Origin of the sequence: Streptomyces sp. NPDC057682, from assembly GCF_042799575.1 — a bacterium.
GTDB lineage: Bacteria > Actinomycetota > Actinomycetes > Streptomycetales > Streptomycetaceae > Streptomyces.
Genome location: NZ_JBHVIN010000005.1, coordinates 452,761 through 476,683, shown reverse-complemented (window position 1 = coordinate 476,683; position 23,923 = coordinate 452,761). Strand labels below are relative to the sequence as shown.

The window sequence follows — 23,923 nt, the reverse complement described above, 5'->3', positions numbered from 1 at the left end:
TCCCACTCCACGGGGTCCAGGTGCGAGAGCACCAGCACCCCGTGGCCGTCATTGTTTATCGGAGCTCGGGCAGTGGTCCGGAGCTCTTCGGGTAGTGGCCCTCTTCAAGCCGGAAGAGGTACTTCCGGAGGTCCGCGCCGAGCCCTTCAGTGATGTAGGCGGCAAAGTCCCTCAGCCCCTCTGCGGCTTCCCGCTCGTCAGACCTGTCGCTGGACGACCATCCTGGCAGGAGGGACTCCAGGTACTCGGTGACCTGTCCATGGTCGCGCCACCAGTCCCGAACAGCCTCGGGTGTCCATCGGCTGTCGCCGTCGCAGGCATAGCCGCGGTACGGATCTTCCTGGGCCGCTGTCACCAGGTTCAAGACCTCGGCCGTGGTCGTCGGCTGGCGATACACATATTCGCCGAAGTACTCGCCGCCGTAGAGCACATGACGCGGTGCGTGCAGCCGGCCCGTCCAACAGTTGTCGGCAATGCCGGTGTAGAAGGGGCCAGGAACGTTCAACCAGAGCCGGTCCTCCCAACGCCCGCCGAAGGACGTCTCGGGCTCGCCTTCTGGAAGGGCCGCTATCGGTTCCCAGCCCAGCTCTTCGTAGGTCATCCGCGAAGCTTAGGACCCGTCGGGAAGGATGTCTCAGCGTCGGCGCTGCTGCGGCCGGTGTCGCGGCGGATGTCGGGCATGCCGAGTTGGACGGTGGACGGCTGGGCTGCACGCTCGCGCATGGCCTCCAGTTTCTGCGCTGCGGCGGCCATGGTGGTCTCGATGGCGGCGACCTCTCCGAGCCAGCCCTGGTCCTTGGCCTCTTGGAGGCGGTCGATGAGGTTGGCGTGGATCTCCTGGAGACGTGGCATCTGGGCCGGGTCCACGAGAAGTAGGGGACATCTGACGCAGGCGTTTTCATGCTGGCACGGGGTCGCGTAGTCGCGGCCGCAGGTCCCCAGGGCGACCTTACGGAGTTCGAAGTGGGCCAGGAACTCGTCCCATTCGGTGGTGGTGAGCTCGCGGTACTCTTCGCTGGGCCGCTCGGTTCTGCGGCGGGCGATGAAGGCCCGGTGATGGGAGATCACGTCCTCCGGATAGATCGCGGCATAGCCCATGGTGGTGTCCAGAGCGGCGTGGCCGCAGATCTTCGCGGCGATGTGCGGGGGCAGTCCGGAGCGGATGGCGTCTGTCACGAAGATCCTTCTGAAGTCGTGGGGGCGCCATTCGAGCGGGTCGCCGGCCACGGTGATCTGGGCGGACTGCGAGGTCGCGACCAGGCACTCGCGGATGTAGCTGCGGGTCAGCGGCCGATCCTCGGTGCCGTACCGGCGTTGGAACAGTAACGGCATGGGCGGGCTCCAGGTCTGCTCGAACACGTCGTAGGCCGACACCAGCGGCAGAGCGGCGTTCCCGGCCCGGACCCGGAAGATCACCGCGGTCAGCACTTCTGCCAGCTCCGGGGAGACCAGCAGCAGTCGCTCCGCATCGGTCTTGGACGGGGCGACCTGCAGCATTGGCACCACCTCGCCGGTGGTGGGCAGGGTGTAGGCGATGAAGCTGTGGTGGGTGAGCTCCAGCATCTCCTCGATCCGGATGCCGGTGTGCCGCAGCACCTCCACCGTCGCCCAGGACCAGAACGCCGCCTCCTCCTCGTGGGTCAGGTTCCGCCTCTTGCCGGCGGACACCTCGGTGACGTAGACGCGGCGGGCCTGCCCGGATCCGCAGCGCTCGAACTCCTCCCCGGCGACGAGGAACCGTCCACCAGCCGGCGTCGCCCGAGCCGCAGTGATGCGGGCCTCGGCGTCCTTGCGCTGCCGCTCGACGGCTCGAAGCAGGGCAGGCAGCAGCGGCAGCTGGGCCCTGGTCCGCTGGTCCATCCGGGACTTCACTCCGGACCTGGACTTCTTCGTCGCGCACTCGTTCGCCTTGATCGGACACGGCGCCACCCAGGGCGCCCATCGAGCTGGATCGTCGGCGGCCCAGCGGGCGATGTCCTGGTAGAACGCCCGGACGAACACCAGCTCGCTGCGGAAGTTCACCCGTGGCCGCACCGGGTGGCCCTGGGCGTCACGGATGTAGGCCAGGCGTTCCTTCCACGCCTGCGTGACCTCGGGCGTCAGTCGCAGCGAGTCGATGCCGGGATGGTGGATCTCCAGGTCGCGCCAGAACAGGCGGCACAGGTTGCGGGCGATCGAACGTAGCGAGACATGGTCGAGCTCGGGAGCCCGCTCGGTGAAGTACTCGACCAGCAGGTCCCGGACGGCCTGGCATTCAATGCCGTACGCGTCGACGATCTGCTCGACGCTGCGACGGCCTTCGATGCGAAGCGCCCGCAGCCGCAGTGGTGCGCTGGCCGGCAGCACGCCGGTCTCCTTGAGCAGGGCGTAGAACAGTGGCCGGCCGGCGCTGCCCCGGAAGTGGTGTTCCTCCAACGCGGTGGTCAGCTCGATGCAGTCGCCGACGGTGATGTCTCTGACCAGGCCGCCCTTGCGGATCACAATCCAGGTGACCTTGTTCAGGGCGTCGGACCTCGCTGTGGCTGTCGCATGCTGAGCCAGCTCTTCGAGCCGCTGGAAGGCATCGGGGTCGCTGGCGGCCCGGGACTCGGTGAGCATCACCGTCACGCGCTGCCGCAGCAGCCACGGGTAGCTGGGGCGGATCGCCTGCCCGGCGACCAGGAGCACCAGTCCCGTGGCCAGCTCATCGCGCCAGTGGCTCTTGGGCGTGCCGCGTCCCTGCAGGGGCAGATCGGTCCACTCGAAGCCGGCGTCGTCCGCCCCGCTGGCCATCCAACGGTCCTGCCAGGTCTCTCCGGGCTGGCCTTCGAGCCAGTCCAGCAGCTTGCCCAGGCCCCGCCGCCGGGTCTTGTCGCGGGTCAGGCCCGCACCGGGGTCGGTGAACGAACTCAGCAGCCGCTCGACCAGGCTCTCCCGGTTCTGACGGGTCTGCCACCAACTCGCTTCGCCGACTCGCGGATCCCACTCCAGCGCTTTGTCTACCTCAGGTGACTCGACGGCCCTGGCAACGTCGACGTTCGCGGTAGGGTTCACCGGCTCTCGCCGCCTGTAGCCGAGGTGCCGAACAGCGCTGCCAGCACCTCGGGGCGGTAACCCGGCGCCGGCGGGGCCGGCGGCTTGGCCTGCTCGGCGCGCTGTCGCTCATGGTGGGCCAGGACGTGGGCGACGACCTCGTCGGGCGTGGGAGCGATGTAGATCTCCGTGGTGGTGATGTGGGCATGTCCCATGACCCACTGCACGTCGGCGAGGGTCAGGTTCGGATCGCGGACCATCCTCTTGGCCGCGCTGTGCCTCAGGTCGTGCAGGGTCCAATTCGCCCCGAGCAACTGGTTGGCACGGGTGAAGACCATCCGGGCCGCGTCGTACTCCAGCGGGCGGAAGGGTCGGCGAAGCGTCCACCACAGCGGTTCCGACGGGTGCTTGGGGACCATGCCGCGCAGTTCTTGCTGGTAAAGCCGCAGCCACACGAACGCGTCGGCGGAGGCGGGAAGGTGCTGCAGGACCTGGCTGCCCTTTCGGACCACACCGATCGTCTGGCCCCCGGGCGAGACCCGGCCCTGCGCGACACCCAGCAGCTCGGAGGCGCGAGCGCCGGTGGAGATGTAGAACGCGATCAGAGCCCTGTCCCGGTTGTACTTCAACCCGGCGAACAGGTCGTTGAACGCCTGGTCAGGAATGATCCTCGGGGTCGGCTTGGGCTCCTTGGGCTGATAGGTGCCCCGACGCGAGGGCCGCCGGAACGGCTGCATCGGATTGTGATGCGCATTCGGACTCCCCTCGTCGGCAGCCCCTCCCTGCGGGAACGGGTTGATCAGCGGTCGGCCGTGGGTCTCTCGGTGGTACTCGTAGAACGAGCGGATCACCGCGCGAGCATGCCGCCTGGTCCGAGCGGCATAGTTCTCGCCGGGCGCGGCCTTCCCTGTTACCGGGTTCACCGAACCCGGGGCGGGCGCATCAGGACGCCGCCGCCGAGGCGGCTTCTTCGTCGTCTTCAGCCACAGTGCGAAGTCACGGGCCTCGACCCGGCTCGCCAGATACCAGGGAACGTCCACGGCGCGCAAGAACCGGACCCACGCCAACAGCTCATAGGCGTAGGACCGCAGCGACGTCGGACTCGCGTCGTCGGCGAGCATGTGGTGCAGGAACTCGCTGACCGCAGCCACCTCGATGCCATCAGCGTCTACGAGCCGGAACGGCCGCAGAGGGTCATCGGTCTTCTCGACGCGGCCGACCCTCGGCACCCTCAGCGCCGCCACGTCGCGGACCGTCGTGCTGTGCTCTGGCATCCATACCTCCACGGGCCGACCTACTCGACGACACGCGATGAAACCAGATCCACCACTGCACGCGCAGTCACCGCGACCCGCCAGCAGGAGCAACAATCCCCTTGTCTTCACTATGAGTTGACCTCGAAGAGAGCCCAAGCTAGTTCGGTCAACGGGACGTGTTCGTGAGCACAGTCAGTTCCGTAGGCGCGGCCGCAGTCGCCCAGGGCGAGCTTGCGGCGCTCAAAGTGTCCGAGAAACTCTCCCCATTCCTCAGGAGTGACGGTGCGGTATTCGTCGGCAGGTCGCAGAGCCCGGCGCCGGGCGATGAACGCTCGATGTGCCTCGATGGCGTCAGTGGGGTAGATCGCGGCGTATCCCATCGTCGTTCCGATGTGGTCGTGACCAGCGATGACCTGGGCGATGTGAGGTGGCAGGCCGTTGAGGATGGAGTCCGTGATGAAGATCCGGCGAAAGTCGTGGGGCTGGAAGATGAGCGGGTCACCGGCGCTGTCTGTCAGACCTGAGGCCAACAAGGTGACGTCGAGTCCCCGACGGATGGTCGCTCGTGACAGCGGACGCAGGTAGCCACCAGAGCGATCCTGGAACAGGAGCGGCATCGGCGGGTTCCAGACCCGTTCGTAGTGGTCATAGCTACGAAGAACAGGTACTCGCCCGTCCGAGCCTCGGACTCGAGAGACGACCGTACTCAACACGTCCGCCAGATCCGGCGTGACCAAGACAAGTCGCTCCTGGTCCGTCTTCGACGGGGCGATCTGCAAGAGCGGAACGGTCTGCCCAGTAGTGGGGAGCCTGTAGCTGACGATGCTGTGATGCCCCAGCTCGAGGAGTTCCTCGATGCGGATGCCGGTGTGCCGCAAGATCTCGATGGCAGCCCACCCCCAGAATGCGCTGCGCTCCTCACCCGCGAATGAGCGCCGGGTGCCCTTCGCATCCCAGGCATGAATCGGACGCCCGTCGGCGCACTTACTGAAGCGCGGAACTCTGAACGTCTCACCAAGCACGCTGAAATCCGAACCGAGCGGGGCAGCGTTGAGTGCATCGAGGCGGATGGTGGCCTCTTTCAGCTGGCGGTGCGCCGTCTTCACCAGCGTGGGAAGGGCCGGCAGGCGCTCGCGAGTACGTTGGTCCATGCGGGCCTTGAGCTGCTTCTCAGCCTTTCTGCCCGAGCACTCAGCTTCGCTGATCGGACAGGGTGCCACCCACGAAGCCCACTGGCCGGGGTCCTCCACTGCCCACTCCGCCAGGTCCAGGTAGAAGGCTCTGACCTGGGTTTTGATCCCGATTGCACCTCGGCGTGGCTCTGTGAACTCACGAAAGGATCCGTCGGGTAGGCGCTTGCGGACGGTCTTCGTGGCCAGGCGGACCTTCCAGGCAGTCATCACCTCGGCAGGCAGCCGAAGAGAGTCGATGCCCGGATGATGCCGCTCCAGGTCGCCCCAGAAGCGAAGCGCCAGCGAGATCGTGAGTGCCTGCAGCGTCGTGAAGTCGAGCCCTACGGACCGATGGGAGAGGTAGGCGACCAAGAGATCGCGGATCGGACGGCACTTCAGTTCGTAGCGGTCGACAAGGTCCGCCGGGGTGAGTTGCCCGGTACGGTTCGAGATCCGGAACAGCGTGTGCGGTGCGTCTGCTGGAAAGAGACCCGAGTCGCGTAGCCAGGTGTAGGCGAGCTGGATCCGTCCATTGCTGTTGCGCGGATTTTTGCTCTGCCAGAGCAACAGGTCGCCGACGACGATGTCCTTGATGGCGCCGCCTCGACAGGCCATGATCTCCGCAATGGTCTTCAGTCCGGACGAGATATTCGCAGCCGAGATGTTGGTCGGCAGTGAAGCCCTCAAGCGGGCGAACCCCTCGGGGTCTCGTGTGGTCTCCAGCGCCGGCCGAAGGTGCCGCGATCTTGACCCGATGAGGAACTCCGGGTCGGGTCTGACGGCATCCGCGCAGAGCAACGCCAGCAGCCCGACGAGGAGCGTTTCACGGCGAGATACTCGCCCTTCCAGGCGGGCCCAGGCTGCGAAGGCACCCCTCCACCCCTGCGACGCAATGTGCTGGCCGTGGGCAGGGCTCGTCTGCCAGCGCTGCTGCCAGGTTTCTCCAGGAAAGGTCATCAGCCAGTCGAGCAGGAGACGTGCCCCGAACATCCGATTCGCCTGGGCGCTGGGTTCCACAGCTCGTAGTGGTGGGCGAGCGACCCGCTCAAGGACCTCTTCACGTGTGATTGCGGTCGCTTCCCACGTGCTTGGTCTCTCCCGATGCGGGAATTGGTTCATCAGCTTGAGCTCTTCGGCGCCCACCATGCTGGTGACCTTCGGAACGAAGCTCGAGCCGACGTGTGTTGCAGTGCTCGTCATGTCGCGTCCCGGCCGAAGAGGATGGACAGGGAGTCGGGGTTGTAGGACGGCTCGTCAACGGGCACGGGGATTTCCTCGCGTCGCTTCTCCTGACGGGCATGGTGGGCAAGGCCAGCTCTGATGACGTCGTCCCTGGTCGGACGGTTGTAGATGTCCAGGGTCGACAGGTACTTGTGGCCGAGGATCTTTTGCACGTAGACCGGCGGCATGTTGGGGTCATCGAGCATGAGGAACGTCGCCGTGTGCCGCAGATCGTGAAGGGTCCAGTTGGCGCCCAGGAGATCGTTGGCGCGGTTGAACATCATGCGCGCCGCGTCGTATTCCAGCGGCCGCCATGGGCGCCGCAGCGTCCACCACAGCGGATGGTGGCGGCCCCGGGGGACGCCCTTCTTCCACGCGGACTCCTGGTAGAGCCGCAGCCAGACGAATGCATCCGGGGTTGCGGCCAGGTCCTGATAGTCGCGGGTGCCCTTGCGGATCACACTGACGGTCTGCTCGCCGACAACCGCGCCGCCCTGCTTGACCGTGAGCAGCTCCTCGGCGCGGGCGCCAGTGGCGACCCAGAAGGCCAGCAAGGCGCGGTCCCGATGAGAACGGAGCCCGGTGAAGACCTTGGTGTACATCTCGTCGGGAATCCGCCGTGGGACCCGCTGCGGAACGGTCGGCCGGTAGAGGCCCGTGCGTCGGTTCCGGTGCTTCTTCCCACCATCACGCCGTGTCGCGAGCTGGGACAAGCGGCGCCCACGGACCAGCGGGAAGGGGTTCACCAGCAACGAACCGGTGCTTTCATCCAGATGGAAGTTGTAGAACTCCCGCAGCACCGTCTCGCAATGAGCACGGGTTGCCGGCGAGTACTTGGTCCCGACCGTGGGCTTACCAGTCACCGGATTCGGTGTCCCTGGTACCGGCCTGCCACTGCGAGGCGACGGGACCTCGGAGGGAACCTTGCCGCGATGGCGCCAATGGACACGCTTCGGCTTGTCCGCCACCTTCATCCACAACATGAAGTCCCGGGCGTCCTCCCGGGTCGCACGGTCCCACTCGATCCCGAGCGCCCATAGGAACCGGAACCAGCGCAGCAGATCCATGCCGTACGAACGTGGCGTCAACGGCGAGCTGTCCCTCGCCATCAGCTCCTTGAGGTAGAGCGCAGCGGGCTCGACCGGCCTCCCGAGGCCATCCAGCACCCTGTACGGCTCCCAGGGATCTCCCGTCTTCAGTAGCTGGCCTAACTCGGGCAGGACGAAGGTCCTCAGGTCCCTTCCGGACCGCTGCTCATCAAGCACATCGGGAAGCTAGCAGATACCCGTCCTGACCTGCGAAGACAGCTGAGTTAGTTCGGTTAACAGGCCCGACCCTCCGACGCGGTTTCTGCCCCGACTGCGGAACGCACCTGGTGTCCGTGGCCGACGGCTCCCGCACGGTCATGGTGACCGGGTTCAGCCTCACCGACCAGACCGGCATCGAGCCCCTCGGCCACTCCTACCGCGAGAACGCCGCGCCCTGGATGCACGTCACCCTCGCCCCCGATCCCCTCGTCCTGATGTCCGACCCGCGCGTCGCGGCCGTCCCCGTCGCCGACTCCGGCGAACCGCTCGTCGACGTGCGCGGAACTCTGCTGGTCGACGACCGCCGCGCCGACGCCATCGGTGCGTACGCCCACCTGCGCCGCGGCGTCCTCGACCGGCTCGTCCACGCCCAGTCGCTCCTGCCCGACGGCCTGCGCCTGCTCTTCGTCGAGGGCTACCGCCCGCCCGACCTGCAGCGGCTGTACTTCGAGCAGTATGCCGGGAAACTTCGCGCGGCCAACCCGACCTGGTCCGACGAACAGGTCCACCAGGCCACCAGCCGGTACGTGTCCCCGCCGGAGATCGCCCCGCACAGCGCCGGCGCCGCCGTCGACCTCACCCTCGTGGACGCCGACGGCACCGAGCTCGACATGGGCACCCGCGTGAACGCCAACCCCGAGGAGAGCGACGGCGCCTGTTACACGAACTCCGCCTCGATCAGCCAGCAGGCCCGCACGCACCAGGACCTGCTGGCTGCCGCCCTGAATGCCGCCGGGTTGATCAACTACGGCTCGGAGTGGTGGCACTGGAGCTACGGGTGCCGGTACTGGGCCCTTATGACCAACCAACCTGCGGCCCTGTACGGACCTCGCGCCCCGCACTGACCGGGCGCGGCGTTCGCGGGCGACGGCACGGGCCCCAGCCCGCTTCCGGCGGGGAGCTACCGGTGCCCGAGGCCGGGCACGTTTCGACCCAGGGATCACGGCCGCATCTCATCGCGACCAGTCCCCCGCCGTCAGGGCCCTTGAGCAGTCGCGACGGGCGGTCTGCCCTGGCTGCCACCTGCGAGTCCTGCCAGTACAGACCACCAGGACGACGGCAAACACCGTCGGTGCGAGCGAGGCCGTCGCCCGGCTGCATCCGGGACGGCGGACGTGCAGGAGGTCGTCTGGTGTGCGGTTCTCACGTCCGGCGGCTCGGCTGGGTCCTGCACGTCTACGGACTGGCCCCTTCTGCGCCGTCGGTGGTGTGCTCGATGTGCGCCGTGGTGAGCCTTTGTATGGGTGTGTCGACGGCGTGAAGTCGCTAGTACGCCCTTGCCGGCAGTACGCGTTCCCACTGGGTAGGAGTGCGCGCCGCCCACTCGGTGTCCTCCGCCGGATCGAGCCGGATGGCCGCCAGCTCTGCGGTGGTCAGCTTGCCTCCGTCGAACACGTAGCCGTGCTTTGTGGCGGGCCAGGATGGCTCGGGTGGGAGGAAACGCACGGCCAGGAGCCGGTCGCTGGTACGGGCGAGGCCGGTCTCCTCAGCCGTCTCCGTGACCGCGGCTGTGCGTGGGGACTCGTCGTGGTCAAGGTTTCCGCCGGGAAACTGCCAGATCTCGCGTCCGTGGGCGCTCTCATAGACCCGGGATCGCAGAAGGACGGGAAGGCCGTTCGGATCGCGCAGGAACAGGCAGGCGAGAAGGACGCGCCGAGCTTACTCTGTGGGCTTGTCGGGGTGGTCCAGACGGTCGGGCCGCCTGCGACGCGGCGGTGCAGCACGATCGCATCCCCCTTCGCCCCGACTCCACACGCCCACCCTCGCCACCCACGCCACCGACGCCTTCACCCACTCCCTCCAGAGCGCCGGACTCATCGGCGGCATCCTCATGCCCGGTGTGGCCGCCGTCGTGTTCTTCCTGACCCCCAAGGGCACCGAAGTGTCGAACGCCGCTCACTGACCACGCGCTCCGACCGGCCCCGGACGCTGTAGCGTCCGGGGCCCCGCCATATCCCGCACCCCACCACCGGAGCCAAAACTGGCAAGATCCGAAAAAGACGCCCTAGGATCCGGACGTGGCGATCGAGTATGAGTGGCGGGGCGACTTCGATAACGCATCCCTCAACGGATTGCACGCCGACGGTTTCGGCTCCCTGGTCGCTCAGACCGACTGGCGGGCACGGCTCGAGCGCCACAGCCTTGGCTGGGTCTGCGCGTGGGAAAACGACTCTCTGATCGGATTCGTCAACGTTGTCCGGGACGGTGGAGCACACGCCTTCATTCTGGACACGGTGGTCGCCCGGCATTTTCGGTCGAGAGGGGTTGGAGCCGCGCTTGTCGCAGTCGCAGCCAAAGAAGCCTGTGCCGCGAAGTGCGAGTGGCTCCATGTCGACTTCGAGGAACATCTGCGTTCGTTCTATTTCGACGCCTGCGGCTTCCGGGAGACACCAGCCGGGCTGATCGCCCTATAACACCAGGGCCCAACCCCTCGGTCCTGGTGCACACCGCCCCACTCACTCCCGGTCGTCACCCACCGTGTCGGCACCACATAACCTGAGCCAGAACCCCTAGAAGTGAACAAAGCCAGCGCGGGCCTGCCGAGCGCGGTAGATGGCGTGACCGTCGAGCTTGTCGAACGCGGCCTTCCACATCTACTCGGACGCCGTGGGCGAGGTCGGGCCAGGCGCCGCCACATCGCCGCGTCCGCGCCGTGCTCCTGGAACTGCGCCAGGGTGGTGACGACGACGGGCACCACCTCGGCGGCAGTCGCGCGAGCTGGTGGCGTTCTCGTAGAGGGTGTCGTAGCAGCGCGGCGCCCAGTAGCGGCGGCCGGCCTCCTCCAACCGGTGACCGTGTTGGCAACCTTCGTGGTCGTGGTGTCCGCGAACACGAACGCGAGAGGGACCAGGCCCTCGCGGTCGGTCGGTGGGTAGACCCCGCACCACAGCCGCTGCTCGTGGCCGACGACCTGGTCCGATCGCGTCCGGCCGCGAGCGGACCAGGTCGACGGTGCGCTTGTCCGCGTCCTTCGGCAGCAGGCCCCATTCCCAGTACCGGCACAGCTTCGCCACCAGGTCGTGCGCGTCATCGGTACGGCGGTCGACCTCCACCAGCAGCACCGGCACCCCGGCCTCCGGCGCGCGGACCACCAGGTCCGCCCGCTGCACGAAGCAGTTGCCGAGTCGGTGTCCGACCTCGGTCCGGAAGCCGAGCCGGTGGCCAATCCCGGCCCGGTGGAGTTCGGCGACTATCAAGGTTGCGGGGGGGTGGTGACCGGGCAGTCGGCCGGCGAGGCCGCAGTTGCGGGGGTTCTGCAGGGCGGGCGGCGGCCGACGCGGGCGCCTGTGAGCGGAGCGGGCGGGGTGAGGGGTTCTGGCTGGCCGAACGCGGCGGTGTCGGCCGGTCACTGCGGCCACCAGCCCCACCCCAACGGGCGCGTCGACGCCCCGGCGCGACTCCCCTCCACCCGAACTGGCGGGGTGACGCCAACGGCGGCGCGGGCGTCAGTTGCGCCTTGGACGGCCTCCCCTGCACCACCGGCCGGAAGTACACCATCACCACCCCGCAAGATCGCCAGCACCGCGTACACCGGCACCGTCAAGAAATACCGTCACCGACGCCCAAGGCACCACCGGTTCCCGGCCGTGCCGGTCACCGTCTACTACTCCGATGCCCGAGCCGACCAAACCCCTGTGGCCTTCCCCGCGATCACGCACCGGGCCTCCAGCGAACCCGGCAGCGGCATCTACACCTGCTCGTACGTCTCCGACTACACCATCACCACCCCCCGCCCGCCCCCGGGCAGCTACACCTTCCGCTCCGGCGTCAACCGCAGCTGCTGGGCCGCGCGGTGGTCGTGCGTCGGGATAATCGTGACTCGGTCCTTGACGGCGTACAGGCGGTGCAGCGTCCGGAAGGTCTCGTGCCGGTCTTCGTCGGCGAGTTTGCCGGGGTAGCCGGCCTTTTGCCGGATGAGCTCGATCTGGTCGGTGTGCCAGGCGGCGTCGCCGGCGAGCAGCACCCAGCCTGCTGCCGTGTGCGCCAGAACTCCCACGCTGCCAGGGGTGTGTCCCGCGAGGTCGACGAGCACGACGGAACCGTCGCCGAAGAGGTCGTGGCTGGCGGTAAAAGTGAGGATCGGCGGGCCGTCCAGTTCGTACTGGACGGTGCCCCGGCCGCGCAGGGCCTCGCGGACGCCGCCCACGGGCGCGATCGAGCCTTGCATGACCCAGTCGTGTTCGCGGCGGTGCAGGTGTACTGGCAGTTCGGGAAGATCGAGGAGTCCGCATACGTGGTCCCAATGCGTGTGCGTCGGCAGCGCGAAGTCCAGGCGGGGGCCCGGCCGCTCGTGCAGCGCGGTAACGGTGGCGACGGTGTCTGCCGGGGGACGCACTGCGGCCCGCAGGAACGGCGGCAGTTCCGCAATGGCGCGGCTGTCGACATCCACGCAGACGCCCGGATCCACGATGAACGTCGCTTCCGGGTGGGTGATCACGAACGACTGCAGCGAGTTTTCGATGCGCCTCGGTTGCCGCAATCCCTCCACGATCAGCGCGGTGGGCACGGATCGTGGCACCTGTCTCAGTGCGGACACGGTGACCGAAACCGCTGTGTCCGGTAGCCCCGTGTCGGTCAAGCTGTGCAGAAACCGCTGGTCGCGGCGTCGGGGACGAACAAGACCCGTGGCCAGGCTTGCGACCGCGCCACAGCATGCGGCCAGCGTCGGTGATTTCACAGCGTCGGACATGGCAGCCCTGTCCCTCTCGCGATCGGGTGGTGGGTTCGATGACGGGACGGTATAACTTCAGGCCGACCTGAAGTAAAGGAGCGTGATGTCCACAGTGGAGTTGAAGATCGGCGGTGCGGCAGCCCTGCTCGGAGTGGCGACCCATGTCCTGCGACACTGGGAGAACATCGGACTGCTCACCCCGCGTCGGCTGCCCTCCGGGCATCGCGTCTACGACGACCAGACCATCGGCCAGGCCCGCCTGATCCAAATCAGCCAGCGGGCCGGGCTGTCCCTCGCCGAGATCGGTGAACTCGCCGCAGGAGAACGAGCCGACCGCATCGGCCTGGTCAACGCGAAGCGCGCCCGGATCGCCGAACACATCACGAACCTCGAACTGGCTGACCGGTTCCTGGCCCACCTCGTGCACTGCGTACACCCGGTCATCTCCGACTGTCCGGAGTGCTCCGCCCTGGTGGAGCGGCGCGCGCTGCCAGCGATCACTCAGTGACACAGCATGAGAACGCGTACAGCACAGCCGTAATAAGCCGGGTCACCACGTCGGCGTTGGGCATGTGGGGCGAGCGCGGTAGTGGTTCGGGGGCCTCTATGTTCTTCGTCAAGCGTCTGGGCAGCAGCCTCTGCTCGGGATTCGGTCATCTCTGTGGGGCGTGAGACTGTCTGGCTGTGCCAGAGACGACGAGTGGGTTGGAGGCGGCCTTGGCTGAGAGGTCGTTTCATCCTGTTGTTTCATCCCGGTATGCGGCTTTGATGTGCTGGTGTCGGGTCGCGCCAGGAGATGGTGTTTTCGCCGGTGAGGCGGCGGGCCATGAGGTCGGTCATGGCGAGGTGGATCATGGCTTCGGAGCGGTGTGGGTGGGTTTCGTAGTCGCGGGCCAGGCGGCGGTGGAGCATGAGCCGGCCGTAGGTCCGCTCGACCGCCCACCGCTTCGGGATGGGTGTGAAGCCCCGGGTCCCGGGCTTGCGGGCGGTGATTTCCATGTCGATGCCGAGGGCGGCGGCGTGTTCGACTAGGTGCTGGCGGTAGCCGCCGTCGGCCCAGACTTTCCGCAGGCCGGGATGGTCCGCGGCGACTTGGTTCAAGAGGGTTTGCCCGGCGGCGGAGTCCTGGACGCCGGCCGCGGTGACCAGGACCGCCAGGAGCAGGCCGAGGGTGTCGGTGACGATGCTGCGTTTGCGACCTACGATCTTTTTGCCCGCGTCGATGCCCTGACTCTTGGCGGGGACGGAGGTTGAGGTCTTGACACTCTGCGCGTCGATCACGCAGGCCGTCGGCTCGGCGCTCTTCCCCTCCTGCTGGCGCACCAACTCTCTGAGCAGGCCGTTGAGCTGGGCGAAGACACCGTCCTTCTGCCACCTGGCGAAGTAGCCGTAGACACTCTGATGCGGCGGGAAGTCATGTGGGAGATAGGCCCACTGGCAGCCGGTGCGGTCCACGTAGAGGATCGCGTTCATGATTTCGCGCAGGTCATGCCGTGGAGGCCGGCCGAAGTCCAGGGCCCGACCACGGCGCTCGAAGCGCCATGCGGACAGCACCGGCTCGATCAACTCCCAGCGCGCATCGGACAAGTCACTTGGATACGCACGTCGTTCCGTCATGAACTGGGCATACCGCCAGCTGGGGGCGTGCGCCCAGGCGTGCAACCCGCCGTGTCGAAGCACGGGACAGACCTGGGCGTCCTGGAATGAGACAGGCGCAAGCAGGCTCCCGCCCCACCTGACACACCACCGGCCCCACCAGGCAGAACGACCACTACAGCCCCACCGGCAACACTTCGACGAGAGGCGCAAACCGACCTAAAGAATGGCACTCAAGATGAAAACGACCTCTCAGCCACGGGACTGGCCGATGAGCGAGGCGATTCCGTCCAGCGCCCAGGAGAGTCCGGCTGCGAAGAGTGTGTCGAGTTCGAGGTCGAACTCCACCTGGCCGAAGAGATTGGACAGGGTCGGATAGGACCCCGCGGTCTGGATCGTCTCCATCCGTGCTTCGTCGGAGGCCATCCACTCCCCGGGCGTCATTTCGCCGAAAGCGCCGGCGTTCCGGGGACGGGGCTCTCTCGGCCGATCCCAGAGAGCTGTCGCACCGTTCACCAGACGCTGGACCTGCCGGCGGTCCAGGCGACGTTGGCCCTGTTGACGGACCCTGCTCCGGTCGCACTTGGTGGCCGGCGATGATTTTCCCCGCCTGCCTCCGTCTTACCTGGTGAACAACAAAGAAGCGGCGGCACGAGAAGGAGCAGGGCATCCTCGTCGACAGCTCCTGAACCGGAGGTATCCGTGATGGACAAGCAGTTCACCGCGACCCTGCAGAAGAGCCCGAACAAGGGCGGCTGGACCTACGTCGTGTGGCCCGACTCGGCAGAGTTCTTCGGCACCCGCGGCCTGGTGAAGGTCCGAGGCACGATCGACGGCCATCCGTTCCAGAGTTCGTTCATGGCTCTCGGGGACGGCACACACAAGCTGCCGGTGAAGGCGGACGTGCGCAAGGCGATCGGCAAGGAGGAAGGGGACACCGTGACCGTCCGCCTGGAGGCGCGATTGAACGCCTGACGTCAGGATCGATTGCTCTCCCAGTCGGTGCGCCCCCGGCACGATGCACGGTGGCAGGACGTGTACGCGGGCGGGCCCCGCTCGATGGAGCGGAGGCCACCCGGGGGCTAGAAGGAGAGCGCTCCAGCGACGGCAGTGTCCATCTCGCGGGCGAGCAGCTTGGCCGCGGCGGCGCCGGCGTTGAAGGTGATCGGCGTGGCGACCGCGCCGGGGTCGAGCGGGGAGAGGCGGACGTTCGTGCCGGCAAGTTCCTCGCGCAGGGCCATCGACAGGCCCACGCTCACGAACTTCGAGGAGGTGTGGGCGGCGACTCCTGCCATGGGGGTCAGACCGGAGATGGACGAGGTGTTGAGGATATGGCTGCGGCCGCCGCGGCTCTGGCAGCGCGGCAGGAACGCCGCCACGGAGGCGGACTGCACGTCGAGGTTGACGGCGTGGACCCACCGCCAGCCCTGAGGCGGTGTGCGATCGGCCGTCGTGCCGCCGTTCACGCCGACGACGTTGCAGCGGATCGGGATCGGTCGGAGCGCCTCCTCGGCCCGGTCGGCCATGCGCTCCCACTGCTCGGTCCGGCTGGTGTCGAAGCGGAAGGCGAGGATCGTGCCGCCGCCGTCCCGCACGGACTTCTCGGCTTCCGCCAGGCGCGCTTCTCGGATGTCTACGAGCACGACCTTCGCTCCGGCGGCGAGCGCCGGGCGGCCTCAAAGCCGATTCCGTATGTGGCGCCGGTGACGAGGACTGTTCTGCCTGGCGGCCACTTCAAGGCGGTCTCCGCTTCGTCGAGGGACTCTGAGTGGGCCGAAGCGGCCGGTTGCCCGAGATCCTGTGGGAGAGCGAGCCGGGACGTCGGCCGGCACCGGGTGGCGACGACCGGCGCATGTCCGGGATCATCTCCGCGGTCAGGGTCGGTGGAATCCGGTCGGCGAGGACCGCGAGAACGGCCTCCAGTTCGGGGTCGAACGGCGGTCGCGGAAGGTTGTCGGACATCGGGGTTCCCTGATCTGTGAGGTGTGATCTCGATCGCCTGGACTCGGCGGAAGCCCATCGTCGTGGGCGGGGTGCCGCGCGGAGAACCGCCGAACGCTGCGGTCCGGAGCCGTGTCCCCCGCCGTTCGCGCACCCCGCCCACCAGGCATGCGGCGGTCCGGTGCGGACGGGCCCGCAGGCCGTCGGCACCGGACCTTTCCGTGAACGATCAGCCGACCTTCAGGAGAACCTTTCCGCCGACGCCGGCGCGCAGCGAGTGGAGGGCGTCGGTGAAGCCGTCCCACGGCAGTTCCTGCACCCAGCCGGTGGTGTCGTAGACCCCGTCGGCCATGGCCGCGATGACCGCGTCGAACTCCTCGGGCCGGTATCCGACCGCTCCGACGATCTCCGTCTCACCCATCATGAGCTGCGTGGGCTGGAAGTCCATGGGGTGCTCGTGCAGTGCGACGACCACCGGACGGCCGCCGGGAACCAGACCCGCCAGCGCGGACGTGATCGCCGGGCCCGCTCCTGCGGCGTCCACTCCGTCACCGCCGGTGAGCGCGGCGACGGCGGCCGCGAGGTCCTCGTTCACCGGATCGACGGTCCGGGCGCCCAGGGCGTCCATGACGGCACGGCGGTCCGCGCTGGGCTCGGGGACCAGGACCTTCTCCACACCACGGGCCTTGAGCGCGAACCAGGTGCCGATCCCGACCGGACCGGCCCCGGCGACGAGCGCGCTGCCGCCCGCCTGCACACCGCTGCGCGACACGGCGTGCCGGCCCGCCGCCATCGGTTCGACGAGCGCGCCCATACGCAGGTCGACGCCGTCCGGCAGCACATGCAGCTTCGAGGCGTCGACCAGGGTGAACTCCGCCAGGCCGCCGCCATCGACGTTCGACCCGAGCGCACCCATCAGCCGGCAGGAGAAGGGCAGCCCGTTGCGGCAGGCCCCGCACTCGCCGCAGGAGACCGCGAGGGGTATACGGCGCCGAGGTCACCCGCCTTCACATCCGTCACACCGTCGCCGACCTCGACGACGGTGCCGGCGAACTCGTGGCCGAGTATCTGCGGCAGCAAGGCACCTGTGAGGGGATGCGGTGGTCCAGGTCGAAAGGCAGCGATTCCGGAAAGAAGTAGAAGTGCAGATCGGAACCGCTGATGCCGGCGAAAGCGTTGCGGAGCTTCACCTGCCCGGGTCCGGGGCTGGGCTCCGGCACCTCCTCGATGCGAACGTCTTCCTTGCCGTAGAACCGTGCGGCCTTCATTCCCACTCCTTCTCACAGGGCGACCAGGACACTGGACGCCGTCCCTGCTGGCGCGACGCGCCGTATCGGACACTGCGCGGCCGCAGCACCGTGATCCCCGTGGCCGAACACCGGACGAACGGGAATCGGGTCGGGTACGAGGTACGAGGTACGAGGTACGAGGGAGCCGACCGCTCCAGGACGGCCCTGGAGGCAGGTTGACGGCCGGCGGCCGGAAGTCCTCGTCTCATGCCGCACTGCCGCGGCTCACCTCCGTGTCCCTGGGCTCCGCTTGCGAAGGTCACCGCCGTACGCGGCGGGTTCCGAGGAAACGTCCCGCCGTGTGCGCACCGCTCCCGGGGCGACGCGCGCACTGCGGGACGGCAGGAATCGGCGGCCCACCCCGCCCTGCCGCGGCCGTCGCGCGGAAGCGGGCCAGATGGGTCCGACCCGGCACCGGTCCCAGATTCGTGAATACAGAATTCGTTACGGTGCGCACACGGCCAGACCCCGCACGTTCGACGATTACGCCGTGCTCGCCGCCGCCCAGGTCCGGGTGCACGGCTACGCCGACACGTCCACGCGGCAGCCTAAGGAACCTCAGTCGGCAGGTGTCTCCTTCGTGGGGACGACGGCGACCGGAGCGTTGGCGAAATGGAGCACGGAGTGGACGACGTGCCCCACGTACCGGCTGCCCTCACTGCTGCGCCCGACCACCAGGAGCTGGGCGCCCGCGGCGAGAGAGACCAGCATCTCGGCGGCGAACCCCACCTGAGTGTGTTCGGTCACGGTGACGGCGGGATAGCGTCGGCGCCACGGCTTCAGGAGGGTGACCAGTGCCCGGCGGTGCTCCTCCTCCAGCTCGGCGGGCCTGTTCGAGAGGCCCAGGACGCCGGACCGGTTCGTGAACATGGAGGGCAGGTCCCACGCCCGAGCCGCCCTCAGCGGGACGCCGTCCGCGTCCGCCGCCCGGAAGGCGAAGTCCAGGACCGCCTCCGCCTCGTGATCCACCTCGGGGACGCCTGCCACGACCTCGCCCTTCCGTGAACGCCCGACGGCCTCGCCGCCACGGATCAGCACCACCGGGCAGGCGGCCCGGCTCATGACGCGCAGGCCGACCGACCCGAGGAGGAATCCGGTCACCGGTCCCGGTCTGCGAGACCCGACGACAATCATCCGGGCCCCGTCGCCCCGCTCCGCCAGCAGGTCCGCCGCGGGCAGATCGGCCAGCTCGGCACCGACCTCGACGTCGTCGTAATGCTCGCGCACCCAGGCCAGGGCACCCGCGAGAGCCTGCTCGCCGGCCCGGCGTTCGGTGTCGGCATCGGCGAGGTAGGACGGATCGTGTCCGTGCAGCAGCAGGAGCGGCGCGCCCCGTCGGCGTGCCTCACCGGCTGCCCAGCCGGCAGCGAGCAGGCTGTCCGGCGTGCCGTCGATTCCGGCGATGACAGGGTGATGCACAACGTCTCCTCGCTGATGACGGGCGGCAGAAGGTCCGCCGCGCCGGGCCGAACGGGTTCGGACGGGAGACACGACACCCGGGGTGTTCGAGCAAGGGGCGCGGCACCACCCGCCCGCCGGACCGGTGGGCGCTCCTCGAAGAGTAGGCGGTTCATGCCCATTCGCCCCTGATGACGCGTTCGGGTCCTGTGGCGCGCCCGCGTCTCCGCCCTCGGACTCGCCGGCCGGGGCGTCCACCTGTCCGCAGTCCCCCACCCGCCCGATAGCTCAGGTGCGACGCGGAGTCCGCAGCCCCGTCAGACCGGACCCGTCCCTCCGGCACAACCGACCTGCGTGCATCCGCGTGCCGGCCACCGGCTGGAACGTGAACGGCCAGTTGGGCGACGGCACCACCGTCGACCGCCCCACGCCCGTGGCGGAGGGCAACGCGACCCTGACGGTCGCGACCTGGCTCCGTGGCGCACGAGATCGGGGCAACAACCGCCGACGCGTTGGTCGACGGTCGGTGGCACGTTTCAGCCACCTCGACGGCCCGGCGCTGGTCAGTCCTCCCGTGCGGGAAGCCGGTCGAGGCCGGTGTCGTTCATGATGCGGACGACGGTGGCCGCCAGAACGCTGTCGGCGTCGATGACGCTCTCGACGCTGCCGGGCAGGAGATCCAGTGGTCTGTACCACTCGCGCAGTTGGCTCTCGTCGACCTCGTCCGCGATGGGTTTGGTCGCGTGTCTGATCAGGGTCTCGGCGAAAGGGACGTCCAGGTAATAGCAATGGGTGTGCCCGCGGTGGTCGGCGATCAGCTGTTGGAGCATCCGTCCGTAGTGGTCGGCGTACAGGATGCCTTCGAGGACGACGTGGTACCCGGCGTCAAGGCTGTAACGGGCGACCGTGTCGATGAGGCCGATGTTCGCGCCGCCGGGAAGGTCCCGTTCCCGCAGGACGATCCGGCGGAGGTTGTCCTGGCTGACCAGGGCCAGGCCCCGGCCGAAGCGCTCCCGGATCCCCGCCGCCACCGCCGATTTGCCCGAGGCGCTGTTCCCACGCAGGAGAACCAGCCGGGTTTCCGAGGTCCCCACCATCATGCGCACGACCCTACCGGCGGCCCCTGCACGCGGTCCGGACCGGAGTGTGGAAGATCTGGCTGCTGGGTGCGCGGCGGCTTCTCGGGTTCCGGAGCCTTCGAGCGCAGCTCAAAGACCCGTGACAGCCCGAGGAACGCGGGGTCGTGCCATGAGCGCCACGCAAGCCGTCGGAGGTCTGGCTGCGGACTACTACTACTCGTAGATCTTGGCTGCTTGGAGCGCGCGGGCAAAATAGGTCCAGTCACCGTCCACTGGCGGCTGTTTATCCAAGTTCTGATACCCCCCCCGGGGAGTCGTCCACCCACGCGGCGAGGGCCTCCAGGAAGTCGGCGAGTGTGTTGTTCGCCCACTGATGGCCTTGGTGTAGGAAGTCTTGGTGCAGCTCGCGTACAACAGCGGCCAGCTCCTCGCGGCTGCGGATCTCATCATCTGGAGCAAAGGACATGAGGGCGAGTATCCGGTGGCTCAGCAGGACGGCTCGCTTGGGGCCGGTTGCGTACGGTTCGGTTCTCGTCCCGCAACATGCAGCGAAGCCAGGTGCGGACAGCGGCGCCAACGTCCTCCAGCTCGGCGACTCGCTGCTGAAGGGCCGCCCGACGCGGTCGACCGAGTCGTGGTTGCCAAGCTGTTCGAATCACCGGCCAAGGTGAACGCGGGACTCACCACTCAGCCAACACGGCGTCCGGCACGCTGCGGTGGCGCGGGACTCAGTGGTGGCGGTCCGGGCTCTCCCCGCAGCCTGCACCGCTCACGTTTACTCGGCAGCGTCCGTCAGGGTGACGGTGAGCGTGTCCTCGTCGCGGGTGAGGTGTTCGATGGTGATCGAGCCCTCCGCGCCCCTGTAGTTTCCGGTGCCGCCGGTGATCGCGAACTCGTGTGTCCACTGGCGTGAGTTGACGGGCAGCTCGGTCACGGCAGGAAGCGGGCGCTGGAATGCGGTGGAGGCTGTGATCAGGCCGTCCTCGAGAGCCAGGACCAGCGTCGCCATGACGTAGGAGCCGTCGGGTCCCACGCTCACGGGCAGGCAGTGCGCGTTCTCGGTGCCCACGCTGCGGCCCTCGGCATCCGTCAGGTCGTAGCGCACGTAGTACGGGACTCCGGTCGTCAGGATGTCCGGGATGTTTGCGCCCGTGCGCCTGCCCTTCAGGGTGATCAGGCGGTCGGCCCTCGTGGTGGCGCCGGCGGCTCCGGCCGTTCCGGCCACCAGTCCTCCGGCGATCGCAGCCGCCGAGGTCAGCTGCAGCATGCTTCTGCGGTTCATGTGGGTCACCCTTGCTCGTCGTGTGCGTGGGCCGCGCGCCCGCACCCCACGGGTAACGGCGTCCGGGGGCGGAACGGGTCGCCCCCGGACGGAAGATCACCAGAACGCAGGAGTCGCCAGGAGTGCGTGCGCCCATGTCAGGGTGCACGTATGAAGATCACCGTACGATTCGCCGCCGGGCACGACCTTCCCGCGCTCCTCGCCCTTTACGGCGAGCTGAACCCGGACGACTCCGACCTGCCTCGGGAGACTGCCGAGATCGTCTGGAAGCACATCGCGTCCCAGGAGGGACGGACCGTTCTGATCGCCGAGACGGAGGACGCGGTGCTGGGTACGGCCGACTGCCTCGTCATGCCGAACCTGACCCGGGGCGGCCGGGGCATCCTCTTCGTGGAGAACGTCGTTGTCGCCGGCGCCGGCCGTCGCCGGGGCGTCGGGCGGCATCTGCTGGAGGCGGCCGTGCGGCTGGGCGAGGAGGCCGGATGTTACAAGGTGCAGTTGCTCGCGGCCGACGACGCGTATGTGCACACGTTCTACGCGGCCTGCGGTTTCGAGCCGTTGGCCCAGGGCTTCCGGCGCTACATCGAGCGGGAGACGTGAGCCGTAGCAGCGATGCTCAGCCCACCTCGCCGACCCGCAATGAATTCGGGGCTCCCGTGGCTGAGTGAGCGAGTGCGGGGCCGATGCTCGGGCGGTGTGACGGGCGCTCAATCACTTGACCCGGCCCGTACGGTGTTCGCATGAAGGACGCATTGATCAACGAGCTCCGCACCGCGTACGACCTCCAACTCCGCGGTGTCACACCGCCGGGCGGCAGTGCCCGTGTCGAGAAGGACGGGCCTTTGACCCGTGTAGTCGGTTGGCACCGTGGCTTCGTCACCGGGCCACGCGACCTCGGTGTGCGCGGGAAAGAGCTCGACACGCTCATAGCGCGGCAGCGTGACTTCTACGCTGCTCGTGGTGAGGCGGTCGAGTGGAAGACTCGCGCCCACGATCTCCCCGCCGACCTCACGGATCGACTCACGGCGGCCGGGTTCGTCGCCGAGGCGCCGGAGACCGTGCTCATCGGGAGGTCAGCGGACCTGGCCTCCGAACCCGTCCTGCCCGACGGCGTGACCCTCCGCCGTGTCACCGCCGGATCAGACCTCCAGCGCATCGCCGCCATGGAGAGCACCGTCTGGGGCGAGGACTGGGGCTGGCTGGCCGACGACCTGGCCGCCCGGATCGAGAACGCCCCGGAGAACACGGTCGTCCTCGTTGCCGAAGCACATTCCGAAGTAGTCTGCGCTGCCTGGCTGGTGTTCAAGGACGACGTCGACTTCGGCGGCCTCTGGGGCGGCTCGACCCTCAAGGAATGGCGCGGTCAGGGCATCTACCGGGCCATGGTCGCTCACCGGGCCCAGATCGCCGCCGCCCGTGGCGTCCCGTACGTCTATGTCGACGCCTCATCGGACAGCGCCCCGATCCTCACCCGCCTTGGCCTGCATGCGGTCACCACGACGACACCGTATGTCTGGTCTCCCTGAGCTCAGCCGGCCGAAGGGGGCTCCTCGGTCCGCGGTTCGGGCGCCGGCGAGGCGGTGGACGTCGTGAGGGACCTCGGTGAGGGATCTCGGTGAAGGACGTCCACGCGGGCCTCGCACCCGCCCTCCACGCGGCGTAAGGACGAGGCATGGCCGCGCTCCGCCTTCGCGCTGCCTCGGCGGGCAGACCCGCGCCGATCCCCGCCGCCCCGCCTCCACCCGAAACAGAGCACACAGAGCAGCCGTCTGCACGACCGAGGAGCTGTGTCACGAGGCGTTGGCAGGTTTCCAGCTGCGATGTCCCGCAGCAGCATCCCGTCATCGTCGTAGAGCTCAAGCCTGAACCGCAGACCGAGCCGGGCCGGGCCGGCGGCGCAGACGGATGGTGGGCGATCGCCGAAGGGCGGACGCTTCGCGGCCTGCTCACCCCTCTTTGCAGGTTCGGGTTCCGGGGTCGTCGGACGCACGTGTCACCCCTGGGCACCTTCGAGCGCGCGGTTGTGTTCCCGGACCGCGATCCGGGCCAGCTTGGTCAGCATCATGCCGTTGCGGATCTCGACGAGGTAGTCCACGGGCAGGCCGTGCATCCGGATGCCGGGTCCTCGGAGCGCGTGCCAGTCGAGGATGAAGAGGGTGGCGTCGCCCCAGGGCACCAGCTTCATCGCGATGCGGGCCGCGCCGAACGGTTGTGCTCTCGCCTCCAGCTCCAGTCGGCGTTCGGGCTCGCAGATGCGGACGACGCAGGTGTCGTCGACGACCAGTCGGCCGACGCCGACACGGACGCGCAACCGGGCGCCCACCCGGGGCCAGTGCGGATCCGCGTCGAGGATCTGCTGAGTGCCGGTCACCCATTCCCCGTAGCGGTGCCCGTTGGACAGCAGGCTCCAGACCTCGGAGGGGGTGCTCAGAATCAGACGACGGTTCCGGGCCAAGCTGAACACGCTCCCTACGGACAGCGGCGAGGACAGAACGGTTTCGCCGTCTCCGGCGCGCCTCTCGACACTAGCCCGGCCCCTCGGCGGCCTCCGGGGAACGCGCCGGGCGTGAGCCGTCCGGGCGAGGCGGTGTCCGGCGCCGGCCGCCCGGCCCCTTCCCGCCGACCACGCCCGGCTTCGGGTAGTCCGCCACATCGCGGATCCGGCTGAGCAGCAGCTCCCTGAGGGATTCGGTGGTGC

General features: G+C 68.3%; 23 protein-coding genes and 2 pseudogenes. 7 read left to right on the top strand and 18 right to left on the bottom strand.

Annotation, left to right across the window (positions count from 1 at the left end):
• Nucleotides 1–55: 55 nt before the first annotated feature.
• The 5 genes from ACFVDM_RS12040 to ACFVDM_RS12020 form a co-directional block, all read right to left on the bottom strand.
• A complete protein-coding gene (locus tag ACFVDM_RS12040; RefSeq protein ID WP_383636706.1) occupies nt 56–601 on the bottom strand; it encodes a hypothetical protein in 546 nt (181 codons plus the stop codon).
• Nucleotides 598–3,033, bottom strand: a complete 2,436-nt coding sequence (locus tag ACFVDM_RS12035) for a tyrosine-type recombinase/integrase (RefSeq protein ID WP_383636703.1) — start codon at nt 3,031–3,033, stop codon at nt 598–600. Before ACFVDM_RS12035 ends, ACFVDM_RS12040 begins: the two co-directional genes overlap by 4 nt.
• Nucleotides 3,030–4,286 (bottom strand): tyrosine-type recombinase/integrase, encoded by a 1,257-nt coding sequence (locus tag ACFVDM_RS12030; protein ID WP_383636700.1) that lies wholly within the window; start codon nt 4,284–4,286, stop codon nt 3,030–3,032. The genes ACFVDM_RS12035 and ACFVDM_RS12030 overlap by 4 nt, the downstream gene beginning before the upstream one ends.
• A gap of 110 nt (nt 4,287–4,396) precedes the next feature.
• Nucleotides 4,397–6,640, bottom strand: a complete 2,244-nt coding sequence (locus tag ACFVDM_RS12025; RefSeq protein ID WP_383636697.1) for a tyrosine-type recombinase/integrase — start codon at nt 6,638–6,640, stop codon at nt 4,397–4,399.
• A complete protein-coding gene (locus ACFVDM_RS12020; protein WP_383636694.1) occupies nt 6,637–7,926 on the bottom strand; it encodes a tyrosine-type recombinase/integrase in 1,290 nt (429 codons plus the stop codon). Before ACFVDM_RS12020 ends, ACFVDM_RS12025 begins: the two co-directional genes overlap by 4 nt.
• A gap of 257 nt (nt 7,927–8,183) precedes the next feature.
• Between ACFVDM_RS12020 and ACFVDM_RS12015 the strand changes: the two genes are divergently transcribed.
• Complete coding sequence (locus ACFVDM_RS12015; protein ID WP_383636822.1) at nt 8,184–8,813, top strand: M15 family metallopeptidase; 630 nt, start codon at nt 8,184–8,186, stop codon at nt 8,811–8,813.
• 421 nt (nt 8,814–9,234) lie between these two features.
• Here ACFVDM_RS12015 and ACFVDM_RS12010 read toward each other — a convergent pair whose 3' ends face one another.
• Nucleotides 9,235–9,597: an NUDIX domain-containing protein gene (locus ACFVDM_RS12010; protein ID WP_383636819.1), complete on the bottom strand. Its 363-nt coding sequence runs from the start codon at nt 9,595–9,597 to the stop codon at nt 9,235–9,237.
• 43 nt (nt 9,598–9,640) lie between these two features.
• Between ACFVDM_RS12010 and ACFVDM_RS12005 the strand changes: the two genes are divergently transcribed.
• The gene (locus tag ACFVDM_RS12005; protein ID WP_383636691.1) at nt 9,641–9,871 is read left to right on the top strand and encodes a hypothetical protein; all 231 of its coding nucleotides are present in this window, start codon (nt 9,641–9,643) and stop codon (nt 9,869–9,871) included.
• 115 nt (nt 9,872–9,986) lie between these two features.
• Nucleotides 9,987–10,382, top strand: coding sequence for a GNAT family N-acetyltransferase (locus ACFVDM_RS12000; protein ID WP_383636688.1), 396 nt, complete (start codon nt 9,987–9,989; stop codon nt 10,380–10,382).
• Nucleotides 10,383–11,716: 1,334 nt separating this feature from the next.
• Here ACFVDM_RS12000 and ACFVDM_RS11995 read toward each other — a convergent pair.
• Nucleotides 11,717–12,475, bottom strand: coding sequence for an MBL fold metallo-hydrolase (locus tag ACFVDM_RS11995; protein WP_383636686.1), 759 nt, complete (start codon nt 12,473–12,475; stop codon nt 11,717–11,719).
• A 268-nt stretch (nt 12,476–12,743) separates the two neighbouring features.
• Between ACFVDM_RS11995 and ACFVDM_RS11990 the strand changes: the two genes are divergently transcribed.
• Entirely contained in the window at nt 12,744–13,148 is a 405-nt protein-coding gene (locus ACFVDM_RS11990; RefSeq protein ID WP_383636682.1) for a MerR family transcriptional regulator, read from the top strand.
• Nucleotides 13,149–13,387: 239 nt separating this feature from the next.
• On the opposite strand, the gene ACFVDM_RS11985 is transcribed toward ACFVDM_RS11990, so the two are convergent.
• Nucleotides 13,388–14,257 carry an IS5 family transposase gene (locus ACFVDM_RS11985; RefSeq protein WP_383636679.1) on the bottom strand — a complete coding sequence of 290 codons (870 nt, stop codon included), beginning with the start codon at nt 14,255–14,257 and terminating at the stop codon, nt 13,388–13,390.
• 231 nt (nt 14,258–14,488) lie between these two features.
• Nucleotides 14,489–14,662, bottom strand: coding sequence for a hypothetical protein (locus tag ACFVDM_RS11980; protein ID WP_383636677.1), 174 nt, complete (start codon nt 14,660–14,662; stop codon nt 14,489–14,491).
• Nucleotides 14,663–14,941: 279 nt separating this feature from the next.
• Here ACFVDM_RS11980 and ACFVDM_RS11975 point away from each other — a divergent pair, with 279 nt between their 5' ends.
• The gene (locus ACFVDM_RS11975; RefSeq protein WP_383636674.1) at nt 14,942–15,211 is read left to right on the top strand and encodes a DUF1905 domain-containing protein; all 270 of its coding nucleotides are present in this window, start codon (nt 14,942–14,944) and stop codon (nt 15,209–15,211) included.
• Nucleotides 15,212–15,318: 107 nt separating this feature from the next.
• Here the strand turns inward: ACFVDM_RS11975 and ACFVDM_RS11970 are convergent.
• The 7 genes and pseudogenes from ACFVDM_RS11970 to ACFVDM_RS11940 form a co-directional block, all read right to left on the bottom strand.
• A pseudogene (locus ACFVDM_RS11970) lies at nt 15,319–15,888 on the bottom strand (SDR family NAD(P)-dependent oxidoreductase); the annotation flags it as partial.
• A 518-nt stretch (nt 15,889–16,406) separates the two neighbouring features.
• On the bottom strand, nt 16,407–17,093 hold the full coding sequence (locus ACFVDM_RS11965; protein ID WP_383636671.1) for a zinc-binding dehydrogenase: 687 nt from the start codon (nt 17,091–17,093) through the stop codon (nt 16,407–16,409).
• Complete coding sequence (locus tag ACFVDM_RS11960) at nt 17,093–17,257, bottom strand: alcohol dehydrogenase catalytic domain-containing protein (protein ID WP_383636668.1); 165 nt, start codon at nt 17,255–17,257, stop codon at nt 17,093–17,095. Before ACFVDM_RS11960 ends, ACFVDM_RS11965 begins: the two co-directional genes overlap by 1 nt.
• Nucleotides 17,194–17,445, bottom strand: coding sequence for a hypothetical protein (locus tag ACFVDM_RS11955; protein ID WP_383636828.1), 252 nt, complete (start codon nt 17,443–17,445; stop codon nt 17,194–17,196). The genes ACFVDM_RS11960 and ACFVDM_RS11955 overlap by 64 nt, the downstream gene beginning before the upstream one ends.
• A 579-nt stretch (nt 17,446–18,024) precedes the next feature.
• Entirely contained in the window at nt 18,025–18,885 is an 861-nt protein-coding gene (locus ACFVDM_RS11950) for a universal stress protein (RefSeq protein ID WP_383636665.1), read from the bottom strand.
• 542 nt (nt 18,886–19,427) lie between these two features.
• Nucleotides 19,428–19,961: a kinase gene (locus tag ACFVDM_RS11945; RefSeq protein WP_383636816.1), complete on the bottom strand. Its 534-nt coding sequence runs from the start codon at nt 19,959–19,961 to the stop codon at nt 19,428–19,430.
• Nucleotides 19,962–20,718: 757 nt separating this feature from the next.
• On the bottom strand, nt 20,719–21,225 hold the full coding sequence (locus ACFVDM_RS11940) for a hypothetical protein (protein ID WP_383636662.1): 507 nt from the start codon (nt 21,223–21,225) through the stop codon (nt 20,719–20,721).
• Between the two features lie 150 nt (nt 21,226–21,375).
• Between ACFVDM_RS11940 and ACFVDM_RS11935 the strand changes: the two genes are divergently transcribed.
• On the top strand, nt 21,376–21,825 hold the full coding sequence (locus ACFVDM_RS11935; protein ID WP_383636658.1) for a GNAT family N-acetyltransferase: 450 nt from the start codon (nt 21,376–21,378) through the stop codon (nt 21,823–21,825).
• A gap of 140 nt (nt 21,826–21,965) precedes the next feature.
• Nucleotides 21,966–22,751, top strand: a complete 786-nt coding sequence (locus ACFVDM_RS11930; protein ID WP_383636655.1) for a GNAT family N-acetyltransferase — start codon at nt 21,966–21,968, stop codon at nt 22,749–22,751.
• A 467-nt stretch (nt 22,752–23,218) separates the two neighbouring features.
• Here ACFVDM_RS11930 and ACFVDM_RS11925 read toward each other — a convergent pair whose 3' ends face one another.
• Both ACFVDM_RS11925 and ACFVDM_RS11920 read right to left on the bottom strand, forming a co-directional pair.
• Nucleotides 23,219–23,680 (bottom strand): SRPBCC family protein, encoded by a 462-nt coding sequence (locus ACFVDM_RS11925; protein ID WP_383636652.1) that lies wholly within the window; start codon nt 23,678–23,680, stop codon nt 23,219–23,221.
• Between the two features lie 166 nt (nt 23,681–23,846).
• Nucleotides 23,847–23,923, bottom strand: a pseudogene (locus ACFVDM_RS11920) (adenine phosphoribosyltransferase); the annotation flags it as partial.